At 66.2% G+C, this 24,121-nt stretch carries 22 protein-coding genes; 7 read left to right on the top strand and 15 right to left on the bottom strand.

Annotated elements, in window-relative coordinates; genetic code table 11:
* Nucleotides 1–70 precede the first annotated feature (70 nt).
* The 7 genes from HLH34_RS06315 to fzlA all read right to left on the bottom strand — a co-directional run bounded on the left by HLH34_RS06315 (nt 71) and on the right by fzlA (nt 6,586).
* The gene (locus HLH34_RS06315) at nt 71–1,048 is read right to left on the bottom strand and encodes an RluA family pseudouridine synthase (RefSeq protein WP_182940219.1); all 978 of its coding nucleotides are present in this window, start codon (nt 1,046–1,048) and stop codon (nt 71–73) included.
* Nucleotides 1,045–2,421: a replication-associated recombination protein A gene (locus HLH34_RS06310; protein WP_183118762.1), complete on the bottom strand. Its 1,377-nt coding sequence runs from the start codon at nt 2,419–2,421 to the stop codon at nt 1,045–1,047. Before HLH34_RS06310 ends, HLH34_RS06315 begins: the two co-directional genes overlap by 4 nt.
* Nucleotides 2,422–2,782: 361 nt before the next feature.
* A complete protein-coding gene (locus HLH34_RS06305; RefSeq protein WP_183118761.1) occupies nt 2,783–3,466 on the bottom strand; it encodes a hypothetical protein in 684 nt (227 codons plus the stop codon).
* A gap of 135 nt (nt 3,467–3,601) precedes the next feature.
* Nucleotides 3,602–3,853, bottom strand: coding sequence for a hypothetical protein (locus tag HLH34_RS06300; RefSeq protein ID WP_183118760.1), 252 nt, complete (start codon nt 3,851–3,853; stop codon nt 3,602–3,604).
* A gap of 59 nt (nt 3,854–3,912) precedes the next feature.
* On the bottom strand, nt 3,913–4,665 hold the full coding sequence (locus HLH34_RS06295; protein ID WP_183118759.1) for an SDR family oxidoreductase: 753 nt from the start codon (nt 4,663–4,665) through the stop codon (nt 3,913–3,915).
* Between the two features lie 48 nt (nt 4,666–4,713).
* On the bottom strand, nt 4,714–5,910 hold the full coding sequence (locus tag HLH34_RS06290) for a BaiN/RdsA family NAD(P)/FAD-dependent oxidoreductase (protein ID WP_183118758.1): 1,197 nt from the start codon (nt 5,908–5,910) through the stop codon (nt 4,714–4,716).
* A gap of 7 nt (nt 5,911–5,917) precedes the next feature.
* Nucleotides 5,918–6,586, bottom strand: a complete 669-nt coding sequence (gene fzlA, locus HLH34_RS06285) for an FtsZ-binding protein FzlA (protein ID WP_183118757.1) — start codon at nt 6,584–6,586, stop codon at nt 5,918–5,920.
* A 165-nt stretch (nt 6,587–6,751) separates the two neighbouring features.
* Here fzlA and minC point away from each other — a divergent pair, with 165 nt between their 5' ends.
* The 3 genes from minC (at nt 6,752) to minE (ending at nt 8,696) form a co-directional block, all read left to right on the top strand.
* The gene (gene minC / locus HLH34_RS06280; RefSeq protein ID WP_183118756.1) at nt 6,752–7,471 is read left to right on the top strand and encodes a septum site-determining protein MinC; all 720 of its coding nucleotides are present in this window, start codon (nt 6,752–6,754) and stop codon (nt 7,469–7,471) included.
* 122 nt (nt 7,472–7,593) lie between these two features.
* On the top strand, nt 7,594–8,409 hold the full coding sequence (minD, locus tag HLH34_RS06275; RefSeq protein ID WP_182940212.1) for a septum site-determining protein MinD: 816 nt from the start codon (nt 7,594–7,596) through the stop codon (nt 8,407–8,409).
* Complete coding sequence (gene minE, locus HLH34_RS06270; RefSeq protein ID WP_183118755.1) at nt 8,406–8,696, top strand: cell division topological specificity factor MinE; 291 nt, start codon at nt 8,406–8,408, stop codon at nt 8,694–8,696. Before minD ends, minE begins: the two co-directional genes overlap by 4 nt.
* Here the strand turns inward: minE and HLH34_RS06265 are convergent.
* Both HLH34_RS06265 and HLH34_RS06260 read right to left on the bottom strand, forming a co-directional pair.
* Nucleotides 8,693–9,406, bottom strand: a complete 714-nt coding sequence (locus HLH34_RS06265; RefSeq protein WP_183118754.1) for a GntR family transcriptional regulator — start codon at nt 9,404–9,406, stop codon at nt 8,693–8,695. The genes minE and HLH34_RS06265 overlap by 4 nt on opposite strands.
* Nucleotides 9,407–9,508: 102 nt before the next feature.
* Complete coding sequence (locus tag HLH34_RS06260) at nt 9,509–11,308, bottom strand: ABC transporter ATP-binding protein (RefSeq protein WP_183118995.1); 1,800 nt, start codon at nt 11,306–11,308, stop codon at nt 9,509–9,511.
* Nucleotides 11,309–11,580: 272 nt separating this feature from the next.
* Here HLH34_RS06260 and HLH34_RS06255 point away from each other — a divergent pair, with 272 nt between their 5' ends.
* Nucleotides 11,581–12,618 carry a glycosyltransferase family 4 protein gene (locus tag HLH34_RS06255; protein ID WP_183118753.1) on the top strand — a complete coding sequence of 346 codons (1,038 nt, stop codon included), beginning with the start codon at nt 11,581–11,583 and terminating at the stop codon, nt 12,616–12,618.
* Between the two features lie 25 nt (nt 12,619–12,643).
* Here the strand turns inward: HLH34_RS06255 and HLH34_RS06250 are convergent, their stop codons facing one another.
* Entirely contained in the window at nt 12,644–13,837 is a 1,194-nt protein-coding gene (locus HLH34_RS06250; protein ID WP_183118752.1) for an MFS transporter, read from the bottom strand.
* A gap of 131 nt (nt 13,838–13,968) precedes the next feature.
* On the opposite strand from HLH34_RS06250, the gene HLH34_RS06245 reads away from it, so the two are divergent.
* Nucleotides 13,969–14,454 carry a bacterioferritin gene (locus HLH34_RS06245; RefSeq protein WP_183118751.1) on the top strand — a complete coding sequence of 162 codons (486 nt, stop codon included), beginning with the start codon at nt 13,969–13,971 and terminating at the stop codon, nt 14,452–14,454.
* Between the two features lie 25 nt (nt 14,455–14,479).
* Here HLH34_RS06245 and HLH34_RS06240 read toward each other — a convergent pair whose 3' ends face one another.
* Entirely contained in the window at nt 14,480–15,589 is a 1,110-nt protein-coding gene (locus tag HLH34_RS06240) for an anhydro-N-acetylmuramic acid kinase (protein ID WP_183118750.1), read from the bottom strand.
* Nucleotides 15,590–15,752: 163 nt separating this feature from the next.
* On the opposite strand from HLH34_RS06240, the gene HLH34_RS06235 reads away from it, so the two are divergent.
* Nucleotides 15,753–19,052, top strand: coding sequence for a glycosyltransferase (locus tag HLH34_RS06235; RefSeq protein WP_183118749.1), 3,300 nt, complete (start codon nt 15,753–15,755; stop codon nt 19,050–19,052).
* A 247-nt stretch (nt 19,053–19,299) separates the two neighbouring features.
* Nucleotides 19,300–20,445, top strand: coding sequence for a lactonase family protein (locus tag HLH34_RS06230; protein WP_183118748.1), 1,146 nt, complete (start codon nt 19,300–19,302; stop codon nt 20,443–20,445).
* A gap of 59 nt (nt 20,446–20,504) precedes the next feature.
* Here HLH34_RS06230 and coaA read toward each other — a convergent pair whose 3' ends face one another.
* The 4 genes from coaA to recA all read right to left on the bottom strand — a co-directional run bounded on the left by coaA (nt 20,505) and on the right by recA (nt 24,086).
* The gene (gene coaA / locus HLH34_RS06225; RefSeq protein WP_183118747.1) at nt 20,505–21,476 is read right to left on the bottom strand and encodes a type I pantothenate kinase; all 972 of its coding nucleotides are present in this window, start codon (nt 21,474–21,476) and stop codon (nt 20,505–20,507) included.
* A gap of 253 nt (nt 21,477–21,729) precedes the next feature.
* Nucleotides 21,730–22,455, bottom strand: coding sequence for an L-dopachrome tautomerase-related protein (locus tag HLH34_RS06220; protein ID WP_183118746.1), 726 nt, complete (start codon nt 22,453–22,455; stop codon nt 21,730–21,732).
* A gap of 122 nt (nt 22,456–22,577) precedes the next feature.
* Complete coding sequence (locus tag HLH34_RS06215; protein ID WP_240162171.1) at nt 22,578–23,018, bottom strand: hypothetical protein; 441 nt, start codon at nt 23,016–23,018, stop codon at nt 22,578–22,580.
* Nucleotides 23,019–23,030: 12 nt separating this feature from the next.
* Nucleotides 23,031–24,086 (bottom strand): recombinase RecA, encoded by a 1,056-nt coding sequence (recA, locus tag HLH34_RS06210; RefSeq protein WP_182940201.1) that lies wholly within the window; start codon nt 24,084–24,086, stop codon nt 23,031–23,033.
* Between the last annotated feature and the right edge of the window lie 35 nt (nt 24,087–24,121).

Genomic DNA, 24,121 nt, shown 5'->3' with positions numbered 1-24,121 from the left:
CCCGCCAAAGGCCACCGGCCTTTGGAAACCAATCTGTTATCCATGATCGGGTCCAGGGCCTCAGTTGCTGTCAGGTCCGCCGGGGCGATGCGGTGGCGCCGGCGCTGAACCCCAGTTGCCGGAACGTCTCGCGCATATGGGCCGGCAGTTCGGCCGACACGACCAGACGCCCCCCCGCCGGATGCGGCAGGTCGAGCGTGCGGGCGTGCAGGTGCAGCCGGTCGACGAATCCCTCGGGATGGGCGGCGTCGCCGCCATATTTGGGGTCGCCCAGGATCGGTGTCCCCAGGGCCTCGCAATGTACGCGCAACTGATGCGTGCGGCCGGTCAGCGGCGACAGGCCCAGCCAGGACAGCTTGCGCCCGGCGGCGTCCAGCACCTCGTATTCCGACAGGGCATGGGCCGCGTCCTCGTCCTTGCGCGACGCCACGACGGTCAGCGCGCCGGGCCCCACCCCCAGCCGGGCCAGCGGCTGGTCGATCACCCCCGATGCCGGGGACGGCCGTCCGACGACGACCGCCCAGTAGGTCTTCTTCACGTCGCGGCCCCGGAACGCGGCAGCCAGTTTGGCCGCCACGCCGGGGGTGCGCGCCAGCAGCAGCAGCCCCGACGTATCGCGGTCGATCCGGTGCACCAGCCGGGGACGCGGATCGTCGTCGTGTGTCTTCAGCCCGTCCAGCATGGCGTCGACATGATGGGTGATGCCCGGACCACCCTGCACCGGCAGGCCGGCAGGCTTGTTCAGGACGATCACCTGGTCGTCGGTATAGATGACCATGCCGCGGATCTCGCGCAGCAGGCGTTCGTCCAGGGCCTTGCGCGGCGGGGGCGCGGGGCGGCTGGCATCGGGGATCGGGGGAACGCGCACCGCCTGCCCGGGGGCCAGACGGGTCGAGGTCTCGGCACGTTTGCCGTCCACCCGCACCTGGCCGGTACGGCACAGCTTCTGCAGGGCGCCCTGCGTCAGATGGGGATAATGGCGGCGGAACCAGCGGTCGAGGCGGATATCGGCCTCGTCTTCGCTGACGGTCAGGGTCACAACACTCATGACCGACGGCTTTCCCGCAGTCTGGCCCAACTGTCCAGCCGTCGCGCGATGTCACGTTCATATCCCCGGTCGGTCGGACGATAGAGAGCCTCGCGCCGCATGCCGTCGGGAAAGTAGTTCTGCCCCGAAAATCCCTCGTCCGAATCGTGATCGTACTCATACCCCTGGCCGTACCCCAGATCCTTCATCAGGCCTGTCGGCGCGTTGAGGATATGGGCCGGAGGCATCAGGCTGCCGGTCGATTTCGCCAGCCGCCGCGCCGCCTTGTAGGCGGTGTAGACGGCGTTCGATTTCGGCGCCGTCCCCAGATGGACCACCAGTTGCGCCAGCGCCAGTTCGCCCTCCGGCGAGCCCAGGCGTTCGTACGTCTCCCACGCCGCGACGGCCAGCGGCAGCGCCTGCGGATCGGCCATGCCCACGTCCTCGGCGGCGAAGCGGGTCAGGCGGCGGGCGATGTAGCGCGGGTCTTCGCCCCCTTCCAGCATCCGGGCGAACCAGTACAGCGCGGCGTCCGGATCCGATCCGCGCAGCGATTTATGCAGCGCGGAAATCAGGTTGTAATGTTCCTCGCGGTCCTTGTCGTACAGGACCGCGCGGCGGGCCAGCAGGCCGGACAGGCCCTGCGCGTCCAACGGCTGGTCGGTGCGTACCGCCAGCACCTGTTCAACCATGTTCAGCAGGTAGCGCCCGTCCCCGTCGGCCATGGCGCGCAGGGTCGCCCGGCCATCGGGCGTCAGCGGCAGGGGCCGCCCGGCCTCGGCTTCCGCCCGGGCCAGCAGGCGTTCCAGCGCCGGGTCGTCCAGCCGATGCAACACCACCACCTGGCAACGTGACAGCAGCGCGCCGTTCAGCGCGAACGACGGATTTTCGGTGGTCGCGCCGACCAGCACCACGGTCCCGTCCTCGACCACCGGCAGGAAGCCGTCCTGCTGCGCGCGGTTGAAGCGATGGATTTCATCGACGAACAGCAACGTCCCCTTGCCGCTTTCGGCCAGGCGGCGGGCATCGTCGAACGCGCGTTTCAGATCCGCGACGCCCGAGAAGACGGCCGACAACTGCATGAAGCGCAGCCCCGCCGCATCGGCCAGCAGGCGCGCGATGGTCGTCTTGCCGACGCCGGGGCCACCCCACAGAATCAGGCTGGCCAGCGACCCGCGTTCCAGCATCCGGCGCAATGCCCCATCGGGACCCAGCAGATGGTCCTGCCCGACCACATCGTCCAGCGACGCCGGACGCAGCCGGTCGGCCAGGGGCTGGGTGCGTGGCGGGGCGGCCCCGGCGCGGCGATGCGGTACGGGGCCGGTCGTGCGCGTCACCGGCGCGGGATCGCCGAACAGATCTCCGCCCCCCGCGTTCTCATGCCTGCCTGCCATGCCCTTGCGCCCACCCCTGTCCTGTGACGCCCGTCAGATACCATGCCGGCCGCCCCGACGGAAAATCGGACGCGCCAGGTGGTCGACTCATAAACGCTGACACGGGATTCCGGCTGCGATGAACTTTACGGCGGTGAGCTGGTTTCGGGGCGCTGTCGGCCAGCCGGACAGGTCCTTCGCCGAGGTCGTCGGTCAGCGCATCGGCCTCGATGCACGAGACCTGTGCATGGATGGGGGAACGGTCGACTGCCGAGGCATTCGACCCTGACTTAAGTTCGAGGGCATCCAGGGGACAGGGTCAACAAGCTTGCTGCAGTCGGCTACAGATAATTGGACCTGTTAAATACTATCTGTTCTGCGACTACGAGGATGACACCACCGACGTGACACGAATATTGGCTTCATCGAGTTCACCCTTGCGGATCATGTCCTTCACTGTTGCCACGGATAAAGAAGGCGCCCTGGTCTTGGAGCGGTGGCGCTTCTGGTTATCGTCCTCGATAAAAGCCTTGGTTGCCGCATCGAGATAGCCGTAGGCACATAGATATGAGTTACGCACATCGGCCATAACGGCTACGACATGATAACGTCTGCTCCCGACCCAGTCCTCAGCGATCGAGTCCTGATCGACGCCGGGGTAGTTAAAGGTCATGCCACGAGAATGGAGATAGTCGAAAATATCCCCCATGAGAACATTTATTAACTTTTGTTTCTTCGGATTAAATTCAAATCCGCAATAGAAATAATCCTGATAGATCGTTTCTTCTTTCGGGATGGATTTTTGATTAACCAATCCCAGGATACTCTGGATCGCGGAGGGTTTGGGTTTTATCTTAACCGGCCGATCACGGAAGATGATAGCCCCACGATGGTTGTAAAAGATCGGAATAATAACGTGCTTCGGATCATTACTCATGGAATCGCCCCCTAAGGCTCGCAATACCAGACCTTTCCCATTCCGGGCAATGGTCTGATGAGCCCTGTGGGCAGGAGGGCGATCGGCTGCCGAAGTCTGGTTTTCAGAGCTTTGGCAGGTGTTGTTCACGGCATTTTGCAGCACCTCGGCCCCGAAGGGGCCGCCGCCCGCGGCAGTAACGGCGGCGCGTGATCAAGCCTCCCTTATCGTGAGGGCGTGAATCACGCGCGCCGCCCGACACCAAACAAGTGTATGCGTTACGACCTAATGCACGTTTCCGTATGAGGGCGCGCCCAGGCCGGGGCAACTGCACGGCGCACCCAAGGGCGCCTGATACGGCAGTCGGCACGTATATACCCCCGCATGGCAGCTATAGCCGTATCCTGCCACCGGGCCGGGCGGCCCCGGCGGCTGATACGCCTCGGCCACGCCCTGGCATCCTGCAGGCACGACGGCCAGCCCCCCGATCAGCAACAGCGCCGCCGCGCGGCGCCATGCCGCCCGATGTTCGCCCATGATGAACCTCCTTCCCGATACCGGTCAAAAAGGAACGGCCGGACACTCCGCCCGGTTGCCTACCAGGGCAGCGTCTGGTCCAGATGAAAGAAGCCACCCGTCGGCCCGTCCGCGGGCAGGGTCGCCAGGCGAACGCTGGTCTGCGCACCCTCGGCGACGTCCAGCGGTGCCTGCTCGCCCCCCATGCCGGTCCTGACCCAGCCCGGATGGGCGGAATTGACCTTCACCGCCGTGTCCCGCAATTCATGCGCCAGATGCACCGTAAAGGCGTTCAGCGCGGTCTTGGACATATCATAGGCCAGGGTCAGCTTGCCGTAGATCGACGACTCCGGGTCGCTGTGCAGGGTCAGCGACCCCAGGATGCTGGACAGGTTCACGATCCGCCCGGCGGGTGCCTTCACAATCAGCGGCAGCAGGGTCTGCGTAATCTGCACGGTCGCGAACACATTGACGTCGAACGTCCCGCGCAGCACCGCCATCGGGGTCGCCGAGGGCGGTGGCACTTCGCCGTCCGCGCCTCTGTCCAGCAGGATGCCGGCGTTGTTCACCAGGATGTCCAGCCTGCCGAATGTCGCCGCGATATGGTCCCTGACGGCGATCTGCTGGACGTCATCCACGATGTCCAGCAGGAGGCCCTCGGCCGACAGCCCTTCGGCGCGCAATTGCGCCGCGACCTCCTGCGCCTGGGCTGCTCTGCGGCCGGCGACCAGCACGTGGATGCCCAATCGGCCCAGTTGCCGCGCCGTTTCCAACCCGATTCCCCGCACGGCCCCCGTGACCAGGGCGACGCGATCCGTTTCGTTCGTCGACATGGCGTGTCCTTTCCGTATCCGTTGTCCGGGCCTCTTGCGGCCCGGCCGTCAGCCCGGTTCCGCCAGCGCCCGCCCGGCCGCGTGACCGCTGGCCCAGGCCCATTGGAAATTGTAGCCGCCCAGCCAGCCCGTCACATCCACGGCCTCGCCCACCGCATAAAGGCCCGGCACCCCCCGCGCCTCCATCGTCGCGGACGACAGGTCCCGGGTGTCGATCCCGCCGCGCGTCACCTCGGCCTTGGCGTACCCTTCGGTCCCCGTGGGCGTCAGGACCCAGCGCGACAGAAGCTGGCCCAGACGGTTCAGCACCGCGTCCGGCATCTCGCCGACCGGGCCGTCAGGCAGGTGGTGCGCCGCCAGCATCTGCGCAAGGCGTTGCGGCAGCAGGCCGCCCAGCATGGTCTGCCCCGCCACCCTCGGCCGCTGCCGCTTGGCCGCGCGCAGCAGCCCTGCCGCGTCCCGCCCCGGCAGCAGGTCCAGGCACAACTCCCCGCCCGCCTGCCAGTATGACGACGCCTGCAGGATGGCCGGGCCGGACAGGCCGCGATGGGTGAACAACAGGGCCTCGCGGAAGCGGGCACGGCCGCATCGCGCCTCGACATTCACCGACACCCCGGCCAGGTCGCGCATCCATTCGCCGGTCGCGGCATCGAAGGTCAGCGGCACCAGCGCCGGAGTTGTCGGCGTCACGCGCAGGCCGAACTGCCGCGCGATGTCGTGGGACAGGCCGGTCGCCCCCATTTTCGGGATGGACAGCCCGCCCGTCGCCAGCACCAGCGCCGGGGCGCTGAACGTTGCGCGATCGGTGGCGACCGTGAAGCAATCGGCCTTCGTTACCCCGGTGATGCGGTGCGCCAGGCGCAGATCCACCGAACCGGCATCGCATTCCGCGCGCAGCATTTCGACGACGGCCCGCGCCGACCCGTCGCAGAACAACTGGCCCAGCGTCTTTTCGTGCCAGGCGATGCGGTGACGTTCGACCAGGGCCAGGATGTCGGCCGGCCGGAAGCGGGCCAGCGCGGATTTCGCGAAATGCGGATTGCCGGACAGGAAACATCCGGCGTCGGTATCGCGGTTGGTGAAGTTGCACCGTCCGCCACCCGAAATCAGGATCTTGCGTCCAGCCTCGGCCGCGTGGTCCAGCACCGTGACGCGCCGGCCGCGCTGGCCGGCCGTCAGCGCCGCCATCAGCCCCGCCGCCCCGGCGCCAAGGACGATGACGTCGGTTTCAATCGGTCGGGTCATCGGCCGCTCAGAAATCGAGGTCGGCGTAATGATCCGGCGGCACGATCCCCGTCACCCGGTCGTTCAGCAACGACCGGAAGCAGGGCCGGGACTTGATGCGCGCGTACCAGTCCTTGGCCGCCGGGGCCTTGGACCAATCGACATCGTTGATGAAATCCAGCGACGAGAAATGCGCCGCCGCCGCGAAATCGGCCAGCGACAGCGCCCCGCCGGCCAGCCATTTGCGGGTTTCCGCCAGCCAGTCGATATAGGACAGGTGATAGCGGATATTGGCGTATCCCGCGCGCAGGGCGTTGCCGTCCGGGTTGCCGCGGCCGGAAATCCGCTTCATCACCTTTTCATACAACAGGTTCTGCGTGACCTCGTTGGCGAATTTCTCGTCGAACCAGGCGACCAGCCGGCGGACCTCGACCCGTTCGGCCAGGGTGCGGCCCAGCAGGGGGGTGTCGGGATAGGCTTCCTCCAGATACTCGCAGATGACCGACGAATTGGGGATCGCCAGCCCGTTTTCCTCGACCAGCAGCGGCACGGTCCCCGCGGGATTGGCGGCCAGATAGTCGGGGCGGCGCTCCCATACCCTTTCCATCATCAATTCGAACGGCAGGCGCTTTTCGCCTAGCACAAGGCGGACCTTGCGGCATGCGGGCGACAGCGGAAGATGATAGAGAATACGCATCGTATCGCTTTATTGCATCGCCCCCCGCTTCGCCAAGAGGTCCCTTCGCCGGGCGGAAGAATTCGTCCCCTGCGCGCCCTCCGAGGCCTCTTTGGCTCGACAGGGCGGGCATCTCACGGTAGCTGGAACGGAGTCTTCCCCCGCAGACCGAAAGTCCGTCACGCCTTGTCAGACGACTCCCGCCCGCTGCCCCGTATCCGAGCCCGCGGCCGTTCCTTCCTGGCACTGGTCCTGTCACCCGAGGCCGGGCTGGACGACTGGCTGCGCGGCCTGGATGCGCAGATCGCACGGTCACCGTCCTTCTTCGTCGGCAAGCCGATCATCCTCGACCTCGGCCTGCTGTCCGCCGACGCCGAGGGGCTGGCCGAATTCTACCCCGCCCTGCTGGAACGCGGTGTGCGCGTCATCGGGATCGAGGGCGGCGACCGGTCCTGGCCCGCCCTCGCCGGATGGGACTGGCCCGACAGCTTTGAGGGCGGACGGGCATCGGGCACCGTCGCGATCCCCGAGGAAGACGCGGCCGAGGACACCCCCGCCCCGCAACCCGCAGTCCCAGTCGGGGCGCTGATCGTCGAACGCCCCGTGCGGTCCGGCCAGTCGATCCTGTATCCTGATGGAGATGTGATCGTCATCGGATCGGTGGCTTCGGGCGCCGAGATTTCGGCCGGCGGGTCGGTCCATGTCTACGGGACGCTGCGCGGCCGGGCGATCGCCGGCATGGGTGGGCAGGCCGGCGCGCGGATCTTCGCCACCGTCATGAAGGCGGAACTGGTCGCGATCGACGGCTACTACATGATCGCCGAGGAAATCGACCCGGCCCTGACCGGCCGGGCGGTGCAGGCGCTGCTGGAGGACGACACCATCGTCGTCCGGGCCATAGACTAGCGAGGTGGCGGGCGGCGGAGGCCGGGCGTCCGGTTTCCCGTTGCGGACGCCACAACTCCGCCACTAGAATCGGACACACAGGACGCCGCCACGCGGCGAATCCAAACAGAGGAACAGATGGTATGGCGAAGGTGCTGGTTGTCACATCCGGAAAGGGCGGGGTCGGCAAGACGACATCGACCGCCGCCCTCGGCGCGGCACTGGCCCAGACGGGGAAAAACGTCGTCGTCGTCGATTTCGACGTCGGCCTGCGCAACCTCGATCTGGTCATGGGGGCGGAACGACGGGTCGTCTTCGACCTGATCAACGTCGTGCAGGGTGACGCCAAGCTGGCCCAGGCGCTGATCCGCGACAAGCGGGTGGAAACCCTGTCCATCCTTCCGGCCTCGCAGACCCGCGACAAGGACGCGCTGACCCCCGAGGGCGTGGCCCGCGTCATGGACGAACTGCGCGAGAAGTTCGACTGGGTCATCTGCGACAGCCCGGCCGGCATCGAACGCGGCGCCCAGCTTGCGATGTATCACGCCGACCAGGCGGTGGTCGTGACCAACCCCGAGGTCTCGTCGGTGCGCGACAGCGACCGCATCATCGGCATGCTCGACAGCACCACCGAGCGCGCCAAGAAGGGCGAGAAGATCGACAAGCACCTCCTGCTGACCCGCTACGACCCGGCCCGCGCCGCGCGGGGCGAGATGCTGCGGACCGAGGACGTGCTGGAAATCCTGTCCATCCCGCTGCTGGGCATCGTCCCCGAGAGCGAGGAAGTGCTGCGGGCGTCCAACCTGGGCACCCCGGTCACGCTGTCCAACCCCAACAGCGCCCCTGCCCGCGCCTATTTCGAGGCAGTACGCCGCCTGGAAGGCGAGAAGCTGGACATCAGCGTGCCCACCGAACGCAAGGGCCTGTTCGACTGGCTGTTCAAGCGGAGTGTCGCATGAGCTTCCTGACATCCCTGTTCGGACGCAAGACCTCCGCCCCCGTCGCGCGCGACCGGCTCCAGATCCTGCTGGCGCACGAGCGCGCCGGCGAAGGCCAGTCCGACCTGCTGGCCAAGCTGCATGAGGAAATCCTGGAAGTCATCAAGCGGCACATTTCCGTCGATCAGGACAAGGTCCAGGTCAAGATGGACCGCGGTGCGGGGGTCTCGATGCTGGAAATCGACATCGAGGTTCCCGAACTGAAGGACAAGTCGGGCACCAAGACGGAAGGCCCCGGCCTGTCCTAGACGGGCAGAAGGGGCTCGATCCATTTGCGCGCATATTCGAAATCGCGCACCAGGGCCTGCCGCGCGTCTTCCGGGTTGCGGGCGCGCAGGGCGGCCAGCAATTCGTCATGCGGATGGGCCACGCCCGACGCGCGCGGCGGGGGCCCGGTCCGCGCCAGCGCATAGATCGGCCCGACCCGCGCCCACAGGCTGTGCAGGATATTGGCCGTCAGCGGCAGGTCGGCAACGTTGGCCAGCAGGGCGTGGAAATCGGCATTGCTGGCCGCCATGCTGCCTTCGTCATGGCGTTCGCAGGCCACCAGGAACGAATCGTTCAGTGCGCTCAATGCCTCGATTTCGGCCGAGGTCGCACGCACGGCCGCCGCCTGCACCAGCCGGCTTTCCAGATCGATGCGCAGATTGTGGATTTCCAGGAAGCTCGCCTGCGTAATGTCGGGCACCACGGCCGTGTTGCGATCGTTCAGTTCCAGCGCCTGTTCCGAAACCAGGCGCAGCAGCGCCTCGCGCACCGGGGTGGGGCTCAACCCCAGTTCGGCGGCCAGCGGCCGCAGCACCAGCCTCTGCCCCATGCGATAGCGGCTGCGGATCAGCGCGGTACGGATGTGATTGTAGGCGTCGACACTCAGGGCACGCCGCCCGCCCTCGTCATCCTGTTCGTTCGCCGCGCCTGCTGTCCGGGGGCCGTGCCGGGTCCTGCCTGCTGATATCATGCGTGTGCTATGCCCGTGGATCTGTGAACTACCCAAATCGAAGATTATCCCGCCGCCGGAACGGCCGGGACATGGTGCCCTGCGCCGCGTGACGCGCCTGCCCTATAACGCGCTTTCGACGACCATGGACTGACGTTCCAGGAAATCGCGGTACGGTCCCTCGCTGCGCTCCAGCACGCCGACGGGGCCGTCCTGCACGATCTGTCCCTGGTCCATGACCACGATCCGGTCGAAATCGCGCAGGGTGGACAGGCGATGCGCGACCGCGATCACCGTCCGCCCGACCTTCAGCCGGTCCAGCGCCTCCTGCACATGTTGCTCGCTCTCGCTGTCCAGGGCGCTGGTCGCCTCGTCCAGGATCAGGATCGGCGCGTTGCGCAGAAAAGCCCGCGCGATGGCGATCCGCTGGCGCTGGCCGCCCGACAGCTTTACGCCCCGGTCGCCGACCTCGGTCTCGAACCCCTCGGGCATCAACTGGATGAAATCGCGGCAGCCGGCGGCGGCGGCGGCGGCGAAGACTTCCTCGTCCGTCGCGTCGGGCTTGCCGTAGCGGATATTCTCCAGGATCGAACGCCGCAGCATCGACACGTCCTGCGGCACGACGGACATGCAGGACCGCAGGCTGTCCTCGTCCAGGTCACGGATGTCGATTCCGTCGATTTCGATCGCGCCGCCCTGCACGTAGCGCAGGCGCTGGATCAGGGCCAGGATCGTGCTCTTGCCCGAACCCGACCGCCCGACCAGCCCGACGCGGGACCCGGCTTCGATCACCAGGTCGAAATGCGCCAGGACAGGGCGCGCGCCGGGATAGGCGAACGTCACGTCGCGAAACGCCACCTCGCCCCGCGACGGGCCCGAGAAGGTCCGCGCCTCGGGCGAATCGGTCATTTCGTGCGGCACCAGGATGGCCGACAGGGCTTCGTCCAGGCGGGCGATATGCTGGATGGTCTCGACCAGCGCCACCGCAAGGTCGCGTGTGCCATGCAGGATCATGAATCCCAGATTGGTGACCATGACCACGTCGCCGATGCTGGCCCGCCCCAGGTGCCACAGCATGACCACCCACACCAGCAGGCCGGCCGTCAGCACCGCCGTCAGCACCGCGTGGACCAGGCGCAGCTTCTCCATGTAGCGCAGCGACGTGCCCCGCGCCCCCATCTCCTGGCGCATGGTATCGCCCAGGCGCACACGTTCGTAATGCGTCATGCCGAACGAGCGGACCAGCGCCACGTTGTTGATGATGTCCAGCATCTCGCCATCCACGCGGGAGGCCTCGGACGCATAGCGCTGATGCAGCGACCGGCCGCCGGCCGCCATGCGGAACATCAGGAAGCACAGCCCGCCCGACAGGGTGACGATCACCCCCGCCATCAGCGGGCTGATCGTCACCATCAGCCCGATCGACAGGGCCACGTTCAGGCAGGGCGGCAGCACGTTCCACGCCGCCAGATTTTCCAGGGTGAAGATCGAGATGGCCGACGTCGAGATGCGCGATGCCATCGCCCCGGGCATGCGGTCCGCGAAATAGGACGCCGAATGCGCCGTCAGGTAGCGGAACAGGTCGCGACGGACATCGCCGGTGATCGCGACGAACGCATAGGTGGCGAACCAGCCGGCAACCCGCCACGACATGTTGTCGAACGCGATCACGACGACGAGAACCGCGACCGCCCGCCAGACCGCCGTCATGTCTCCCGCCGCATGCGCGGTCATGGTATCGACGAGAAAGCGGGTGGCGTAGGTTGCCCCGACCGTACACGCGACCGCCACCGCGACCGAGAGGAAGATCAGCACATGCTGGCCAGCATGACGCCGTACATACCGGAATACAAAGGACAGCGGCCGGCCCAGGTAGCGGACCAGTTGGTCGTCGGAAATGGTGCTCTCGATATTGCTCGCCAAAATCGGCTGCCCTCTCTGCTGCCGGCCGGTCCCGTCCTTGTGGATGACGGAAAATTCCACGCCTTGACCCTGTTATCTATCCGGATCAAGGGGAAGAAAGATAGACTTCACCCCGGCCGACGCCTCGTTGATGACGGAACGGGGTCTTTCCCACCCCGTTTACCAGCAACCCGGATCACTGTCCCGGCCACATGGCCATCGAATTGCCGTTTCCCGGTCGCACGGTCGCATCCCCTGCCCCTTTCATGCGCAAGAAAGAAGTGAACTGCCCCATGCGTATCGCCCAGATCGCGCCCCTCCATGAAGCCGTTCCCCCCAAGCTGTATGGCGGGACCGAGCGCGTCGTGTCCTTCCTGACCGAAGAACTGACGGCCATGGGCCACGACGTGACGCTGTTCGCCAGTGGCGACAGCGTGACCTCCGCCCGCCTCAACGCCTGCTGGCCGCAGGCGTTGCGCCTGGATCCCGCGATCCGCGATCCGATCGCGCCCCACATGCTGATGATGGAGCAGGTGGCGCGGGTGGCGGATCAGTTCGACATCCTTCACTTCCATATGGACTACTGGCCCTTCACCCATTTCAGCCGCCAGCCCACGCCGATGCTGACCACCATGCATGGCCGGCTGGACCTGATGGAGCTGCAGCCGGTTTTCAATGCCTTCCCGCATGTGCCGATCGTCTCGATCTCGGACAACCAGCGCCTGCCCTTGCCGCAGGCGCATTATGTCCGCACGGTGCTGCACGGCCTGCCCGAGAAGCTGCTGACGCCGCAACCCGGACCGCGCGACTACTTCGCCTTCCTGGGCAGGATCTGCCCGGAAAAAGGCGTAGACAAGGCAATCCGCATTGCCCGCGCCCTGGGGGTCAGGCTGAAGATCGCCGCCAAGATCGACAAGGTGGACGCCGAGTATTTCGACCACGAGATTCTGCCGATGCTGGGGGATGGGGTCGAACTGATCGGCGAGATCAACGACCAGCAGAAACCCGCCTTCCTGTCGGGTGCCCGTGCGCTGCTGATGCCCATCGACTGGCCGGAACCGTTCGGCCTTGTGATGATCGAGGCCATGGCCTGCGGCACGCCTGTCGTGGCCTTCCGGCGCGGATCGGTGCCCGAGGTACTGGAAGACGGCCTGACCGGCCTGATCGTGGATAACGAACACGAAGCCGTTACCGCCTGCGCCCGCCTGCCGGAGCTGGATTCGGCGCGCATCCGCCAGCGGTTCGAGGAACGCTTCACCGCCCGCCGCATGGCCGAGGATTACCTCGACGTCTATCGCGCACTGATCGCGCAGAAGGGCGCCGCCCGCTGAAAGGCAGGCGTCCGGAGACGGGATATCAGCGGCGGAACGTTTCCCCGGCGATGATCTGGCGTGCCAGCGCCACCATCGCCAGCCCGCCGCCCGCCACGGCGACGTCGGCCCAGCCGGCCCCGTGGAACAGGGCGGCGGCCGAAACCGAGCCCGCCGCGCCCGACAGGAAGACGATGGTCATGAACAGGGCGTTCAGCCGGCCGCGCACTTCGGGCCGCAGCATGTAGATCGCCCGCATGCTGACCACCTGGTTGGTCTGCACGCCGGCATCCAGCACGATTGCGGCGAGCGCCAGCAACAGCAGCGACTGCCAGGCCAGGGCCAGCCCGGTCGCCGCGAACGCCCCCGCGATCATCAGCATCGCGCCGGTCGTGGCCCGGTCGGTCAGTCCCCGGTCGGCCAGCCGCCCCGCGACCGGTGCCGCCAGCGCCCCGCCCGCGCCGGCCAGGGCGAACAGCGCGATCCCGGTCTGGCCCAGGCGGAATGACGGGCCGGCCAGCAGCAGCGGCACCGCCGTCCAGAACATGTTGAAGGCCGCGAACGCCGCGCCCTGATAGAACGCCCGCCGGCGCAGCAGCGGCGTATGCGCCAGCAGGCCGCCCAGGGACCCCAGGATATGCGCATATGTCAGGCCGTCATGGACCGGCTGGCGTCGGGGCAGCTTCCGGGCCAGCGCCACCATCAGCACCAGCATCATCCCGCACGACACCACGAACACCGCATGCCAGCCGGCATGGGCGGCCAGGATGCTGGAAAACGGACGGGCCAGCATGATGCCCCCGATCAACCCGCCCATGACTGTGCCGACCACGCGACCGCGATCGCGTTCCGCCGACAGATGCGACGCCAGCGGCACCAGGACCTGCGTCGCGGTGGCGAACACCCCGACGACGAACGCCATGGCCAGGAACACGACGGCCGATGATGCCAGCGCCGAGCCCAGCAGGGCCACGCACAGGCAGGCCAGCGAAACCAGCACCAGCCGCCTATTTTCGACGATGTCGGCCAACGACACCAGGCCGATCATCCCGAATCCGTAGCCAAGCTGGGTGAGCATGACGACGCTGCCCTGCCATGCCGCCGGCAGCCCGATATCCGGGCCGATCAGCGCGATCAGCGGCTGGGCGTAATAGATATTCGCGACGACCATGCCCGCGGCGCAGGCGATCAGACGAATCACCAGGCCGGAAGGCGGTGGGACAGGCGGGGGCATGTTCATGCCGCCACCGTATCCTATTGCCCGCCCTACAGGCAAAAGCCGCCGCACAGGCATATATCCGCCATCTCTGCAACCCCGGATGGGCGTCGCCGTTGACGGGACAGCGAAACCCGATCCCGGCGGAGTTCCCCATGACCGAGGCCAAGGACATGACGGACCCTCCCGTACCGACGGATGCCACGCCACTGCACGCCCGCATGCGCCCGTCCCTCGAACGGGAAGCGGCGACCCACGTCTATGAAGGCGACGTGCTGACACCCATCGACCTGTTGCAGACGACGATGGCGAACGAAGGGGTCTACGTTCTGCGATACAGGATGCATGCGATCACGGTGGCTGGAATCAACATCAAGACTGTCGACGCCGAACTGGCGATCCACGCCAACGGGCAACAGGCCCACATGATGACCGCAGCCGGGCGGATCGGCCGGCCTGGCGTGATTCCCGCCTTCCGCGCCGCCGGCGCATATGGCGAGGACGGCAATCTGGTGGGAACGGTCCGCCAGATCCTGATGTCCATGCAACTGATCATCGAATTTTTCCGGCGGCCGCGACCCGACGCCGATGCCGGAAAGGACCCTCACCGACGCGGCAGGACATACGACCGATATGCCTGAGGGTTTCGCCGGGCCGTCCTGACGCTCAGGTGGCGCGCCACCGGTTCAGCACCCGCATCGCGGCCTCGGGCGCGCCGCGCGCTTCCAGCCGTCCGCCGGTCACGGGTATCGCCGCGCCGGTGGTCCCCGGGCCGGACAGGGGCAGGCCGCGCAGGCTGCGAACCGCCAGGAAGCCGAAACACTGGGCCTCCAGCGCATCGCCGTTCCACCCGACGATTTCGACGGGCGCCACGGGCGCCGACAGATGCTCCCGCAGCCCGTCCATCAGCACCGGATTGTGACGCCCCCCACCACAGACCAGCCACTGGCGGGGCTGGAACGGCAGCGGCAGGCTGGCCACCGCCCGGACCGTGAAGGCCGCAAGCGTCGCCGCCCCATCGACGGCGGAGAGGCGCGACAAGGCCGCAAGCCCTTGGTGGAACGCCAGGCGGTCGAGCGATTTCGGCGCCGCGCGCACGAAGAACGGGTCCGACATCAGGATCGCCAGAACCGCGTGATCGATCTGGCCGGCCCGGGCCAGCCTTCCGTCGCGGTCGTACGGAACACCGGTATGGCGCAGCGCCCAGTCGTCCAGCAACGCATTGCCCGGCCCGGTATCGCATGCGACCAGCGCGCCGTCCTGGCCCACCAGCGAGACATTCGCCACCCCGCCGATATTGAGAATGGCGACCGGCCGGGGCATCTGCCGCGTCAGCGCGGCGTGGAACAGCGGCACCAGCGGCGCGCCCTCGCCGCCGGCCGCCATGTCGGCGCTGCGGAAGTCATGCACGACCGGCAGGCCGGTTTCCCCCGACAGCAGCGCCGCATCGCCGATCTGCCATGTGCGCCCCTCCTCCGGCCGATGCAGGATCGTCTGGCCGTGGAATCCCACCAGATCCGCGTCGCATCCCAAGGCCCGCACGGCCTCGACATGCTGGTGAGTCATGTCCCGTTCGGCCGCGCGCAGGTCGGCGTCGTCGGGCGACAGGCTGGCGGCGCAGTCCAATATGTCCCGCAGGCGGCGGCGCAGGGACGCCGGATAGGGAATGGTGACGGCCGGTCCGGTCGCGTGGATCGTCTCGCCATCGGTCTCGATGCAGGCGGCATCCACCCCGTCCAACGCCGTGCCGCTCATCAAACCGATTGCCCTGATCATCCTGCCCCCTCGTCACCGATGCCGCATTGCGCCGATACGCTACCCCGGCAACGCGGATAACCAAACATTAAGAACGCCGCCGATAGGCTGGAATTCCACCTCGCCCGCCCGGTCAGGAGCCTCCCGCCATTTCCCCCGCATGCAGCAGACTGCCCGTGGCACCATGAATGCCGATTCGCCGCCCGACACGGTCCACGACCTGGTGGGGTTGCTGCTGGGTGTGGCGCGCCTGCTGCTGGCGAACGGCGCAGGAACGGTCGTGGCTGAGGCGACCACGCGATGTCTCGCCCATGCCTGCGCCCAGCCGGCGGATGTGCGGATGACCTATCTGGTCGATCATTTCCGGCTGGATGTGCAAACCGGGTCCGGGTGCCGGGCGCAGCACATCCTGTCGATCGACGACATGCGGGTGGCGCCGACGGTCACCGCGCCTATCCTGGCCCTGGCCGACCGGGCAACGGGCACGGGGTGCACCGAAACGGATATCCGCCACGCCGTGACTCGGGCCGAACAGGAGGAAGCCACCGCCGTCCCCGGCCGCCGCCCCGCCTGGTACGAGTTCGACCCTGCCTGGTACCTGGCCGCCTATCCCTTCGTCACCGAGCAGATGGTCTTCCTCGACTATGACGATGTGCTCTCTTATTTTCGCGATTTTGGCATCGGCCTCGGCCACTCGCCAAACCGGTTCTTCGACGAGGCCTGGTATCGCGCCCGCTATCCCGACATTGCCGACGCCATTGCGAAGGACATCGTTCCCAGCGGATTTGTCCACTACCTGACCACGGGTTTTCACGAGAGATCCCCGCACTGGCTGTTCGACGAATTCTATTACCTGGAGCGTGACCCGTCCCTGTCCCACGCGAACCTTGCGGCACGCGGCTTTCGCAACGGGTACGATCATTACCTGGCCGAAGGGGATCGCACGGGACAGACCGGCCATTGGCTGTTCGACCCGGCATTCGTGGCCGATGGCGGTTTCGACGGCGTGCGTGCCGGGGCGGCGGGGCCATTTCACCATGTCATGGGCCGCCTGCCCCGGGTCCCGCCGGCGGTCACGGTTTCGATCTGCTTCGATGCAGTCTGGTATCTGAAAACCTACCCGGAAATCGGCGCGCTGATTGCCGCGGGGGACTATTCCTGCGCGCTGCATCACTTCCTGGCCAACCCGACGCCGACATTCTTCTGCGCCGGCCCATGGTTTTCGGAAGAATACTATCGGGTCGCGCACGCTGACGTGGACGACGCGCTGGAACGCGGGATGTTCCGTTCGGGGTACGAGCATTTCCTGAAATATGGCCAGGGTGAATACCGGCGCCCACATGAAGACGTCGATCTGCGTGCGTATCAGGCTTCGGGAAGCGTTCGGGACGACCTCGAGTCCGGCCGATATCCGGATATCTTCCGCCATTGGCTGGCGACGTGCCCACATGACCCGTCCGCCACACCGGCGACGCGACTGGACGAGGATCTGACCAAGACCGCCTTTCGCCAGACGGCCCGGGACGCGATGCTGCTGCATGCACGCGAACCCATCGACTTCACTCCGCGTGGCGCCCCGGGTGTCAGCGTGATCGTCGTGGTCCGCAATCATTTCGCCCTGACCCTGCAGGCGCTGGCCTCGGTTCGGGCCGGATGGCCGGGCGACATCGACCTGATCGTCGTGGATTGCGGATCGAAGGATGAGACGATCCATTTCGAACGCTTCGTGATCGGGGCGCGGCTTATCCGGTTCGCGCGGAATATCGGCTATGTCGATGCCTGCAACGCGGCGTTGCGCCATGTCGCGGCGCCGGCCACGCTGTTCCTGAACAACGACCTGACGCTGGGGCATCAGGCCATCGGACGCGCCCTGCGCCGGCTGACCTCGGCGTCCGATATCGGCGCGGTCGGCGCGAAGCTGGTCCGCACCAATGGCGCCTTGCAGGAAGCGGGTTCGATCATCTGGCGCGACGGCACCACGGCCGGATATCTGCGCGACCGGGACCCGACCGCGCCCGAGGCGAATTTCGTCCGTGAGGTCGATTATTGTTCCGGCGCGTTCCTGATGGTCCGCAGCGACATCCTGCGCGTCATGGACGGGTTCGATTCGGCCTTCTCGCCCGCCTATTACGAGGAAGTCGACCTGTGCGTCCGCATGCGCAAGGCCGGATACCGCATCGTCTACGATCCGGCGATCGTCGTCCGGCATCTTGAATACGGGTCATCGGACAGCGCTTTTTCCCATGGGCTGATGAGGCGCAACCTTCGCGTGTTTGCCGGGAAACATCGCGATTTCCTGCGCTATTGCTACCCGCGCAACGACGAAAACGCCGTATTCGCCCGGGCCGCCCGCCCGGCGCGCCGGCGGATTTTGTATATCGAGGATCGGATCCCGCTGCGCCATCTGGGTTCGGGCTATGTCCGCTCGAACGATATCGTGCGGATGATGGTGGAGCTTGGCTATCATGTCACCCTCTTTCCGGTCAGCCCGTCCGACGATGGCCTGGCCGGGATCTATCGTGATTTTCCCGACAGCGTCGAAATCCTGCACGACCGCAACATCGATATGCTGGCCGATTTCGTTCGCGGGCGGTCGCGCTATTACGATCTGACCTGGGTCGGCCGGACCCACAATCTGGACCGTCTTCTCCCCGCCCTGGCCGCGACATCGGTCGATTTGCCGGTTGACGGGTTCATCCTGGATACCGAATGCATCGCCGCCCCGCGCACTGCCGCGCGCGCGCGGCTGCTGGGCCTGCCGTCCCCGCCCCCCTTGCCCGAGGCGCTGGCTGCCGAACTGGCCTGCGCCTATTTCTGCCAGCAGCTCGTCACGGTCAACGCGCACGACGCCGACCTGGCGCGGCAGGCCGGATTTGAAAATATCTCGATCCTGGGACACATGATCACGCCCCGACCAACCATGCGGCGCTGGGTGGAACGGAAGGACATGCTGTTCCTGGGCGCCATTCATGACATGGGATCGCCGAATTACGACAGCCTGGACTGGTTCGTGACGCACATCCTGCCACTGCTGCCCCCGGCGTACCATCTATCGGTGGCGGGCCATGTCGGCGCCACGGTCCATTTCACCGCATTTGCCGGCAACAGCCGCGTCAGGCTTCTGGGGCCGGTGGACGATCCGGCCCCGCTTTACGACCAGCATCGGGTCTTCATCGCCCCGACCCGCTTTGCCGGGGGCGTGCCCTATAAAATTCACGAGGCCGCATCCTACGGCCTGCCCGTCGTCGCCACCGACCTGCTGTGCAGCCAGACGGGGTGGACGGACGGGCAGGATATCCTGTCCGGCGGGACCGACGATCCACGACGTTTCGCCGAGGCCATCGTGGCCCTTCACGACGATCCCGCCTTGTGGACGACCGTCCGCAATGGCGCGCTGCGTCGCCTGATGCAGGAAAACAGTCCCGATTCCTACCGGGCCAGCCTTGCCGACATCCTGAACGGTGTGCTTGCGCAAATGCGATAGGGGTCGCTTTACTCGCCCCCTCCAGACCGGAATATATATTGAACAAAATACTCATACAGACAAATATAAAATATTACGTAACGAAATATGTCGACAAATACTACAAAATCACTTCGCAACCGTTCACATTAAGACACAAATTCTAGAAATCATATTCGAATAAAATTAAGTTTACCCAATTTCATTCCCGATGCCTGTCGGATATCAATTTAGCTGAATGTAAATAAATACGTCTGCAAGGTGAACAATGCGTTTCAGGGTCCTGTCCACGTTCTGCGCCACGATGGCACTGGCCACCGTCGCGCATGCCGAAACCGTCGTTTCGGCCAATGACGCCCATTCCATCCTGCAAAACGGGGTACAGGTCCTACCCAAGCCGCTGAAGCCCGATACGCTGTCGGTCCTGGACCAGGGATCCAATGGGGTGTGGGCGGTCCGGTCCAGCGTCGCCGTGCCCGTCAGCGTCGTCGGCCCGCCGACCGGTCTGGAACTGACGCCGGACGGCAAGATCGTGCTGGTGTCGTCCGCGACGAAGGCCGACACAACGCAGGGCAAGATCGTTCCCGACGACCGCATCAGCGTCGTCGATCTGTCCGGGCCGAAGCCCCGCGTGATCCAGCAGGTGCAGTCCGCCCCCGGCACCACCACGCTGCGCATCACGCCCGACCAGAAGCATGTGCTGGTCGCCAACGGGGCGGGTGGCGTGCTGACGTGGTTCCGTTTCGACGGACGCAAGCTCAGCGACCGGAAAATCATTTCGCTGCCGGTAGAGGCCGGATTCCCCGGCGGCCTGGCGATCACCCCGGACGGCAAGCGCGCGCTGGTCAGCCTGTGGAAGGGGGATAAGGTCTTCGTCCTGCACATCGACGGCGATACCATCACCGTTGACTCCCAGCCGCTGGATATCAAGCCCGGCCCGTGGAACATCCGCCTGACCCGCGACGGGCATTATGCCGTCATGGGCATTCTGGGTCATGGCGAGGGCCTGCCCGGCGCCCTGTCCGTGCTGGATCTGACGGCATCGCCGATCCGCGAGATCCAGCGCGTCGTCGTGCCGAACGCGCCTGAAGGGCTGGATATCTCCCCCGATGGCCGCTTCGTTGCCGTGGTGTCCCAGAATGGGTCCGCCGTCGTCCCGACCTCGCCGCTTTATCATGACCGGGGGGTCGTCACGGTGTTGTCGCTGGCGGACGGCCACCTGACCCAGCTGGCGCAGGCACCGGGCACGTTATGGCCGCAGGGCCTGATCTTCGCGCCGGACGGCAAGTCCATCCTGGTTCAGGGTGTCATGGACCGCATGCTGCGTACCCTGTCGTGGGACGGCACCACGCTGACCATCAAGGGCGACGCCCCGCTGCCGGGTGGCGGCGCGGATATCGAACGGCAACGCTGACCCCGAACCAGACCGCCGGCGCAGGCCAGCCTGCCCGGCGGACGTTTACCAAGGCGCGGTCAGAGGTGACGTAGCCGGACCTCGCCGACCGCATGCGACCGTTCCTTACGGACGATCAGCCGGGCGCGTTCGCGCGTCGGCAGGATGTTGGCCTGCAGGTTCGGAAGATTGATCCGGTGCCAGATCCTGCGGGCGAGGGCCTCCGCCTCGTCCCGGGGCAGGTCGCAGTAGTTATGGAAATAGGATGTCGGCTTGCGGAACGCGGTGCGTTGCAGCAGCAGGAAGCGGTCCACGTACCACGATTCGATATCCGCCGTCGCGGCATCCAGATAGATCGAGAAATCGAAGAAATCCGACGCCACGGCAGAGCGCTCGCTGCCGGTTTGCAAGACGTTCAGCCCTTCGAAAATCAGGATATCGGGCCGGTCGACGACCTGGAAGCGATCGGGCACGATGTCGTAGGCGTCGTGCGAGTAATAGGGCACCTGCAGGTGGCGCTCTCCCGCCTTCGCCGCCGCCAGGAAAGCGATCATCCGGCGCAAATCATAGCTTTCGGGAAAGCCCTTGCGCTGCATCAGGTCGCGTTCCTCCAGTTCCCGCGTGGGCAGCAGGAAGCCGTCGGTGGTCACCAGATCGACCCGGGGATGATCGGGCCAGCGCGACAGGACCGCCTGCAGCAGGCGGGCAAAGGTGCTCTTGCCCACACCGACGCTGCCGGCGATGCCGATGATGAACGGCACCGTGATCCGGGGACAGCCCAGGAACGCGCTTTCCACCATGCTGTTCAGGCTGCGCAGCGCCGTCACATGCAGGTTCAGCAGGCGCGACAGCGGCAGGTAGATCTCGGTGATGTCGGCCAGCGATACCGGTTCGTTCCGGCCGCGAAGGGCCGCGATCTCGTCCTCGGACAGGGACAGCGGCACATTCGCACGCAGGGCCGCCCATTCCGACCGCGAAAAGGTCAGATATGGTACCGCCGTCTCACTTTCACGGAACACGGACTGCCCCCAGGGCAGAAGATCTGACGCCATTCTCTATCGCCGGGACGGAAAGCCGCAGCCCCGTGTCGTCTGGCCTGTCATGTTTCCGTTCCTCCGGAAGGCGCGTCCCAGGATCATGTCGCGTTCCCAGGCGGCGTAACACCATCACGGACCGCAATCCAGTGCCTGCCCGCCGTCCCGGCCGCCTCTATAATCGGCGTGCCCCGCGAATGGCGGCCAACCGCCATAAAATCCCGCAACCCTGACAGAGACGTGACTGGCGCGACGACCCGCCAGCCTCCCGTCAGTGCGGATCGCCCTGACCGGGATGGAAGCTGAACAATAGGTAAGGGGCATGCCGGCCGTCGGTCCCCCCATGGAATCCCGGAAGGCGATCCACCTGCGCCACGGCCAGATACACCGTTCCATCGGGGGCAATCGAATAGGCGTCCGGCCAGTCCAGGCGTGGATCGGTCAACCGCCACAAGGTGCGACCCCGCGAATCTTCGGCATGGATGGAGTGGGTTTCGATCTCGGACAGGTAGAGCGTGTCGTGGCTGTCCATGACCAGCCCGCCCACAGGGGGCACGCGACGGTCCACCCGCACGCGCCGTTCCAGTTCCGCCTCGGGCAAGGTCGTGTCCAGCAGGTCCGACACCGCGACCCGGTACAGATTGGGGCCGAAGGGCGACATGAAGAACAGCGTCCGGCGATCGGCCGACAGTTCGATCTGGTCGGCGTTGATCCGGGGCGCCTTGCCGTCGGCGCCGCCCAGCGGACGACCGTCGACATGCGGCACGATCGACGGATCGGCCTTCGTCAAAGGGCTGGCGGCCAACAACCGGCGGACCGCACCCGTATCGCGATCCAGCACCAGAATTGCCCCTGTGCCGGAATCGGTGACGAAGACATGGCGACCGATGATGCGGATGTCGTTGAGATAGCTGTCGTGTGGCGCGACATGCGTGTCGAAAGGATAGACATGGACCACTTTATTGGTGGCGAGACCAACCTCGACCAACGCTGCCAAGAATGGAAATCCTGACGGCATGTCCCATCATGTTGCTTCCCGCCCTCTTGCTGTTGCTTCGCGCAACAATAGACAGCAGACCGACGCAGGAACAATGACCGCGTCAGCCGCGGCCCGCGCATTTAATGGCCGTATCCCGATTGCCGACCGGAATGAGGCCCGTAGCTGACCTGGGTGTCGGGAACGACGTAATGCTTGCCGTCCTCTTTCTGGGCGGCATCGTCGTCGCTGGCGTTCGGATCGTACCCGGATGAAATCAATTGCATTCCGGGCGCATCGGGCAGCGGCCGATAATCCGGCTGTCGTGCGGCCACGGCATCGGGAGAAGACGCCGCCTCGCCCCCCGGCCCGCTGCCCGACCCACCCGAGGAGGACGGGCCGTCCCCGTCGTCGCCGGCCGCGGCCAGCCTCGGCGGCGGGATGTCGATCGAATCCCCATCCGGCCGGTGCGCGCACGCCCCCAGGCACAGCAGTACCGCAAGGGCCGCACGAAACCCGCAGACGCAGCCGAAGCGCACGCCCGTCAGCCCGCCCGCGCGGGCGGGCCGCCCTCTACCGGCCATGCGCGCACCCGATCACTCGGCGGCGTCAGCCAGATCCTGTTCGCCGGGCGCCACCAGCATCGCCTCGGCGACCACACCGGCCTGTTCGCGGACACGACGTTCGATATCGGCGGCCATCTCGGGATGGGTGCGCAGGAAGGTCTTGGCGTTTTCCCGCCCCTGCCCGATCCGCTGGCTGTCATAGGAAAACCATGCGCCGGATTTCTCGACGATGCCCGCCTTGACGCCCAGATCGACCAGTTCGCCCATCTTGCTGATCCCTTCGCCATACATGATGTCGAATTCGACCTGCCGGAACGGGGGGGCCATCTTGTTCTTGACGACCTTCACGCGGGTCTGGTTGCCGACGACCTCGTCCTTGTCCTTGATCGACCCGATCCGCCGGATGTCCATCCGCACCGAGGCATAGAATTTCAGGGCGTTGCCGCCCGTCGTCGTCTCCGGGCTGCCGAACATCACGCCGATCTTCAGGCGGATCTGGTTCAGGAAGATCATCATGGTGTTGGACCGCGACACCGTACCCGTCAGCTTGCGCAGCGCCTGGCTCATCAGGCGCGCATGCAGGCCGACATGGCTGTCGCCCATGTCGCCTTCCAGTTCGGCCCGCGGCACCAGGGCCGCCACGCTGTCCACCACCAGCACGTCGATGGCCCCCGAACGCACCAGCGTGTCCGCGATCTCCAGCGCCTGTTCGCCGGCATCCGGCTGGCTGATCAGCAGATTGTCGACATCGACCCCCAGCTTGCGCGCATAGCCGGGGTCCAGCGCATGTTCGGCGTCGATGAAGGCGCAGGTGCCGCCCTTCTTCTGCGCCTCGGCGATGGCGTGCAGGGCCAGCGTCGTCTTGCCCGAACTTTCGGGACCGTAAATCTCGACGATGCGGCCGCGCGGCAGGCCGCCGATTCCCAACGCGATATCCAGCCCCAGCGACCCGGAGGAAATTACGTCGGCCTGTTCGTTGGGGCGTTCCCCCAGACGCATGACCGACCCCTTGCCGAACGCCCGCTCGATCTGGCTCAGGGCGCCCTCAAGCGCCTTGCTCTTGTCCATGCCCGGTGCCTGCGCCATCGCCCTTACCCCATTCCAATGCCGTGAATGCCCGA

Origin of the sequence: Gluconacetobacter azotocaptans (assembly GCF_014174355.1) — a bacterium.
Taxonomy (GTDB): domain Bacteria; phylum Pseudomonadota; class Alphaproteobacteria; order Acetobacterales; family Acetobacteraceae; genus Gluconacetobacter; species Gluconacetobacter azotocaptans.
This window is presented reverse-complemented; position numbering and strand designations above follow the sequence as displayed.

What these genes read in the sequence shown, in the direction of transcription:
- HLH34_RS06315 (WP_182940219.1), bottom strand. Translation starts at nt 1,048, where the DNA reads ATGAGTGTTGTGACCCTGACCGTCAGCGAAGACGAGGCCGATATCCGC.
- HLH34_RS06310 (WP_183118762.1), bottom strand. Translation starts at nt 2,421, where the DNA reads ATGGCAGGCAGGCATGAGAACGCGGGGGGCGGAGATCTGTTCGGCGAT.
- HLH34_RS06300 (WP_183118760.1), bottom strand. Translation starts at nt 3,853, where the DNA reads ATGGGCGAACATCGGGCGGCATGGCGCCGCGCGGCGGCGCTGTTGCTG.
- HLH34_RS06295 (WP_183118759.1), bottom strand. Translation starts at nt 4,665, where the DNA reads ATGTCGACGAACGAAACGGATCGCGTCGCCCTGGTCACGGGGGCCGTG.
- HLH34_RS06290 (WP_183118758.1), bottom strand. Translation starts at nt 5,910, where the DNA reads ATGACCCGACCGATTGAAACCGACGTCATCGTCCTTGGCGCCGGGGCG.
- fzlA (WP_183118757.1), bottom strand. Translation starts at nt 6,586, where the DNA reads ATGCGTATTCTCTATCATCTTCCGCTGTCGCCCGCATGCCGCAAGGTC.
- minD (WP_182940212.1), top strand. Translation starts at nt 7,594, where the DNA reads ATGGCGAAGGTGCTGGTTGTCACATCCGGAAAGGGCGGGGTCGGCAAG.
- minE (WP_183118755.1), top strand. Translation starts at nt 8,406, where the DNA reads ATGAGCTTCCTGACATCCCTGTTCGGACGCAAGACCTCCGCCCCCGTC.
- HLH34_RS06265 (WP_183118754.1), bottom strand. Translation starts at nt 9,406, where the DNA reads ATGATATCAGCAGGCAGGACCCGGCACGGCCCCCGGACAGCAGGCGCG.
- HLH34_RS06255 (WP_183118753.1), top strand. Translation starts at nt 11,581, where the DNA reads ATGCGTATCGCCCAGATCGCGCCCCTCCATGAAGCCGTTCCCCCCAAG.
- HLH34_RS06250 (WP_183118752.1), bottom strand. Translation starts at nt 13,837, where the DNA reads ATGAACATGCCCCCGCCTGTCCCACCGCCTTCCGGCCTGGTGATTCGT.
- HLH34_RS06245 (WP_183118751.1), top strand. Translation starts at nt 13,969, where the DNA reads ATGACCGAGGCCAAGGACATGACGGACCCTCCCGTACCGACGGATGCC.
- HLH34_RS06240 (WP_183118750.1), bottom strand. Translation starts at nt 15,589, where the DNA reads ATGATCAGGGCAATCGGTTTGATGAGCGGCACGGCGTTGGACGGGGTG.
- HLH34_RS06235 (WP_183118749.1), top strand. Translation starts at nt 15,753, where the DNA reads ATGAATGCCGATTCGCCGCCCGACACGGTCCACGACCTGGTGGGGTTG.
- HLH34_RS06230 (WP_183118748.1), top strand. Translation starts at nt 19,300, where the DNA reads ATGCGTTTCAGGGTCCTGTCCACGTTCTGCGCCACGATGGCACTGGCC.
- coaA (WP_183118747.1), bottom strand. Translation starts at nt 21,476, where the DNA reads ATGGCGTCAGATCTTCTGCCCTGGGGGCAGTCCGTGTTCCGTGAAAGT.
- HLH34_RS06215 (WP_240162171.1), bottom strand. Translation starts at nt 23,018, where the DNA reads ATGGCCGGTAGAGGGCGGCCCGCCCGCGCGGGCGGGCTGACGGGCGTG.
- recA (WP_182940201.1), bottom strand. Translation starts at nt 24,086, where the DNA reads ATGGCGCAGGCACCGGGCATGGACAAGAGCAAGGCGCTTGAGGGCGCC.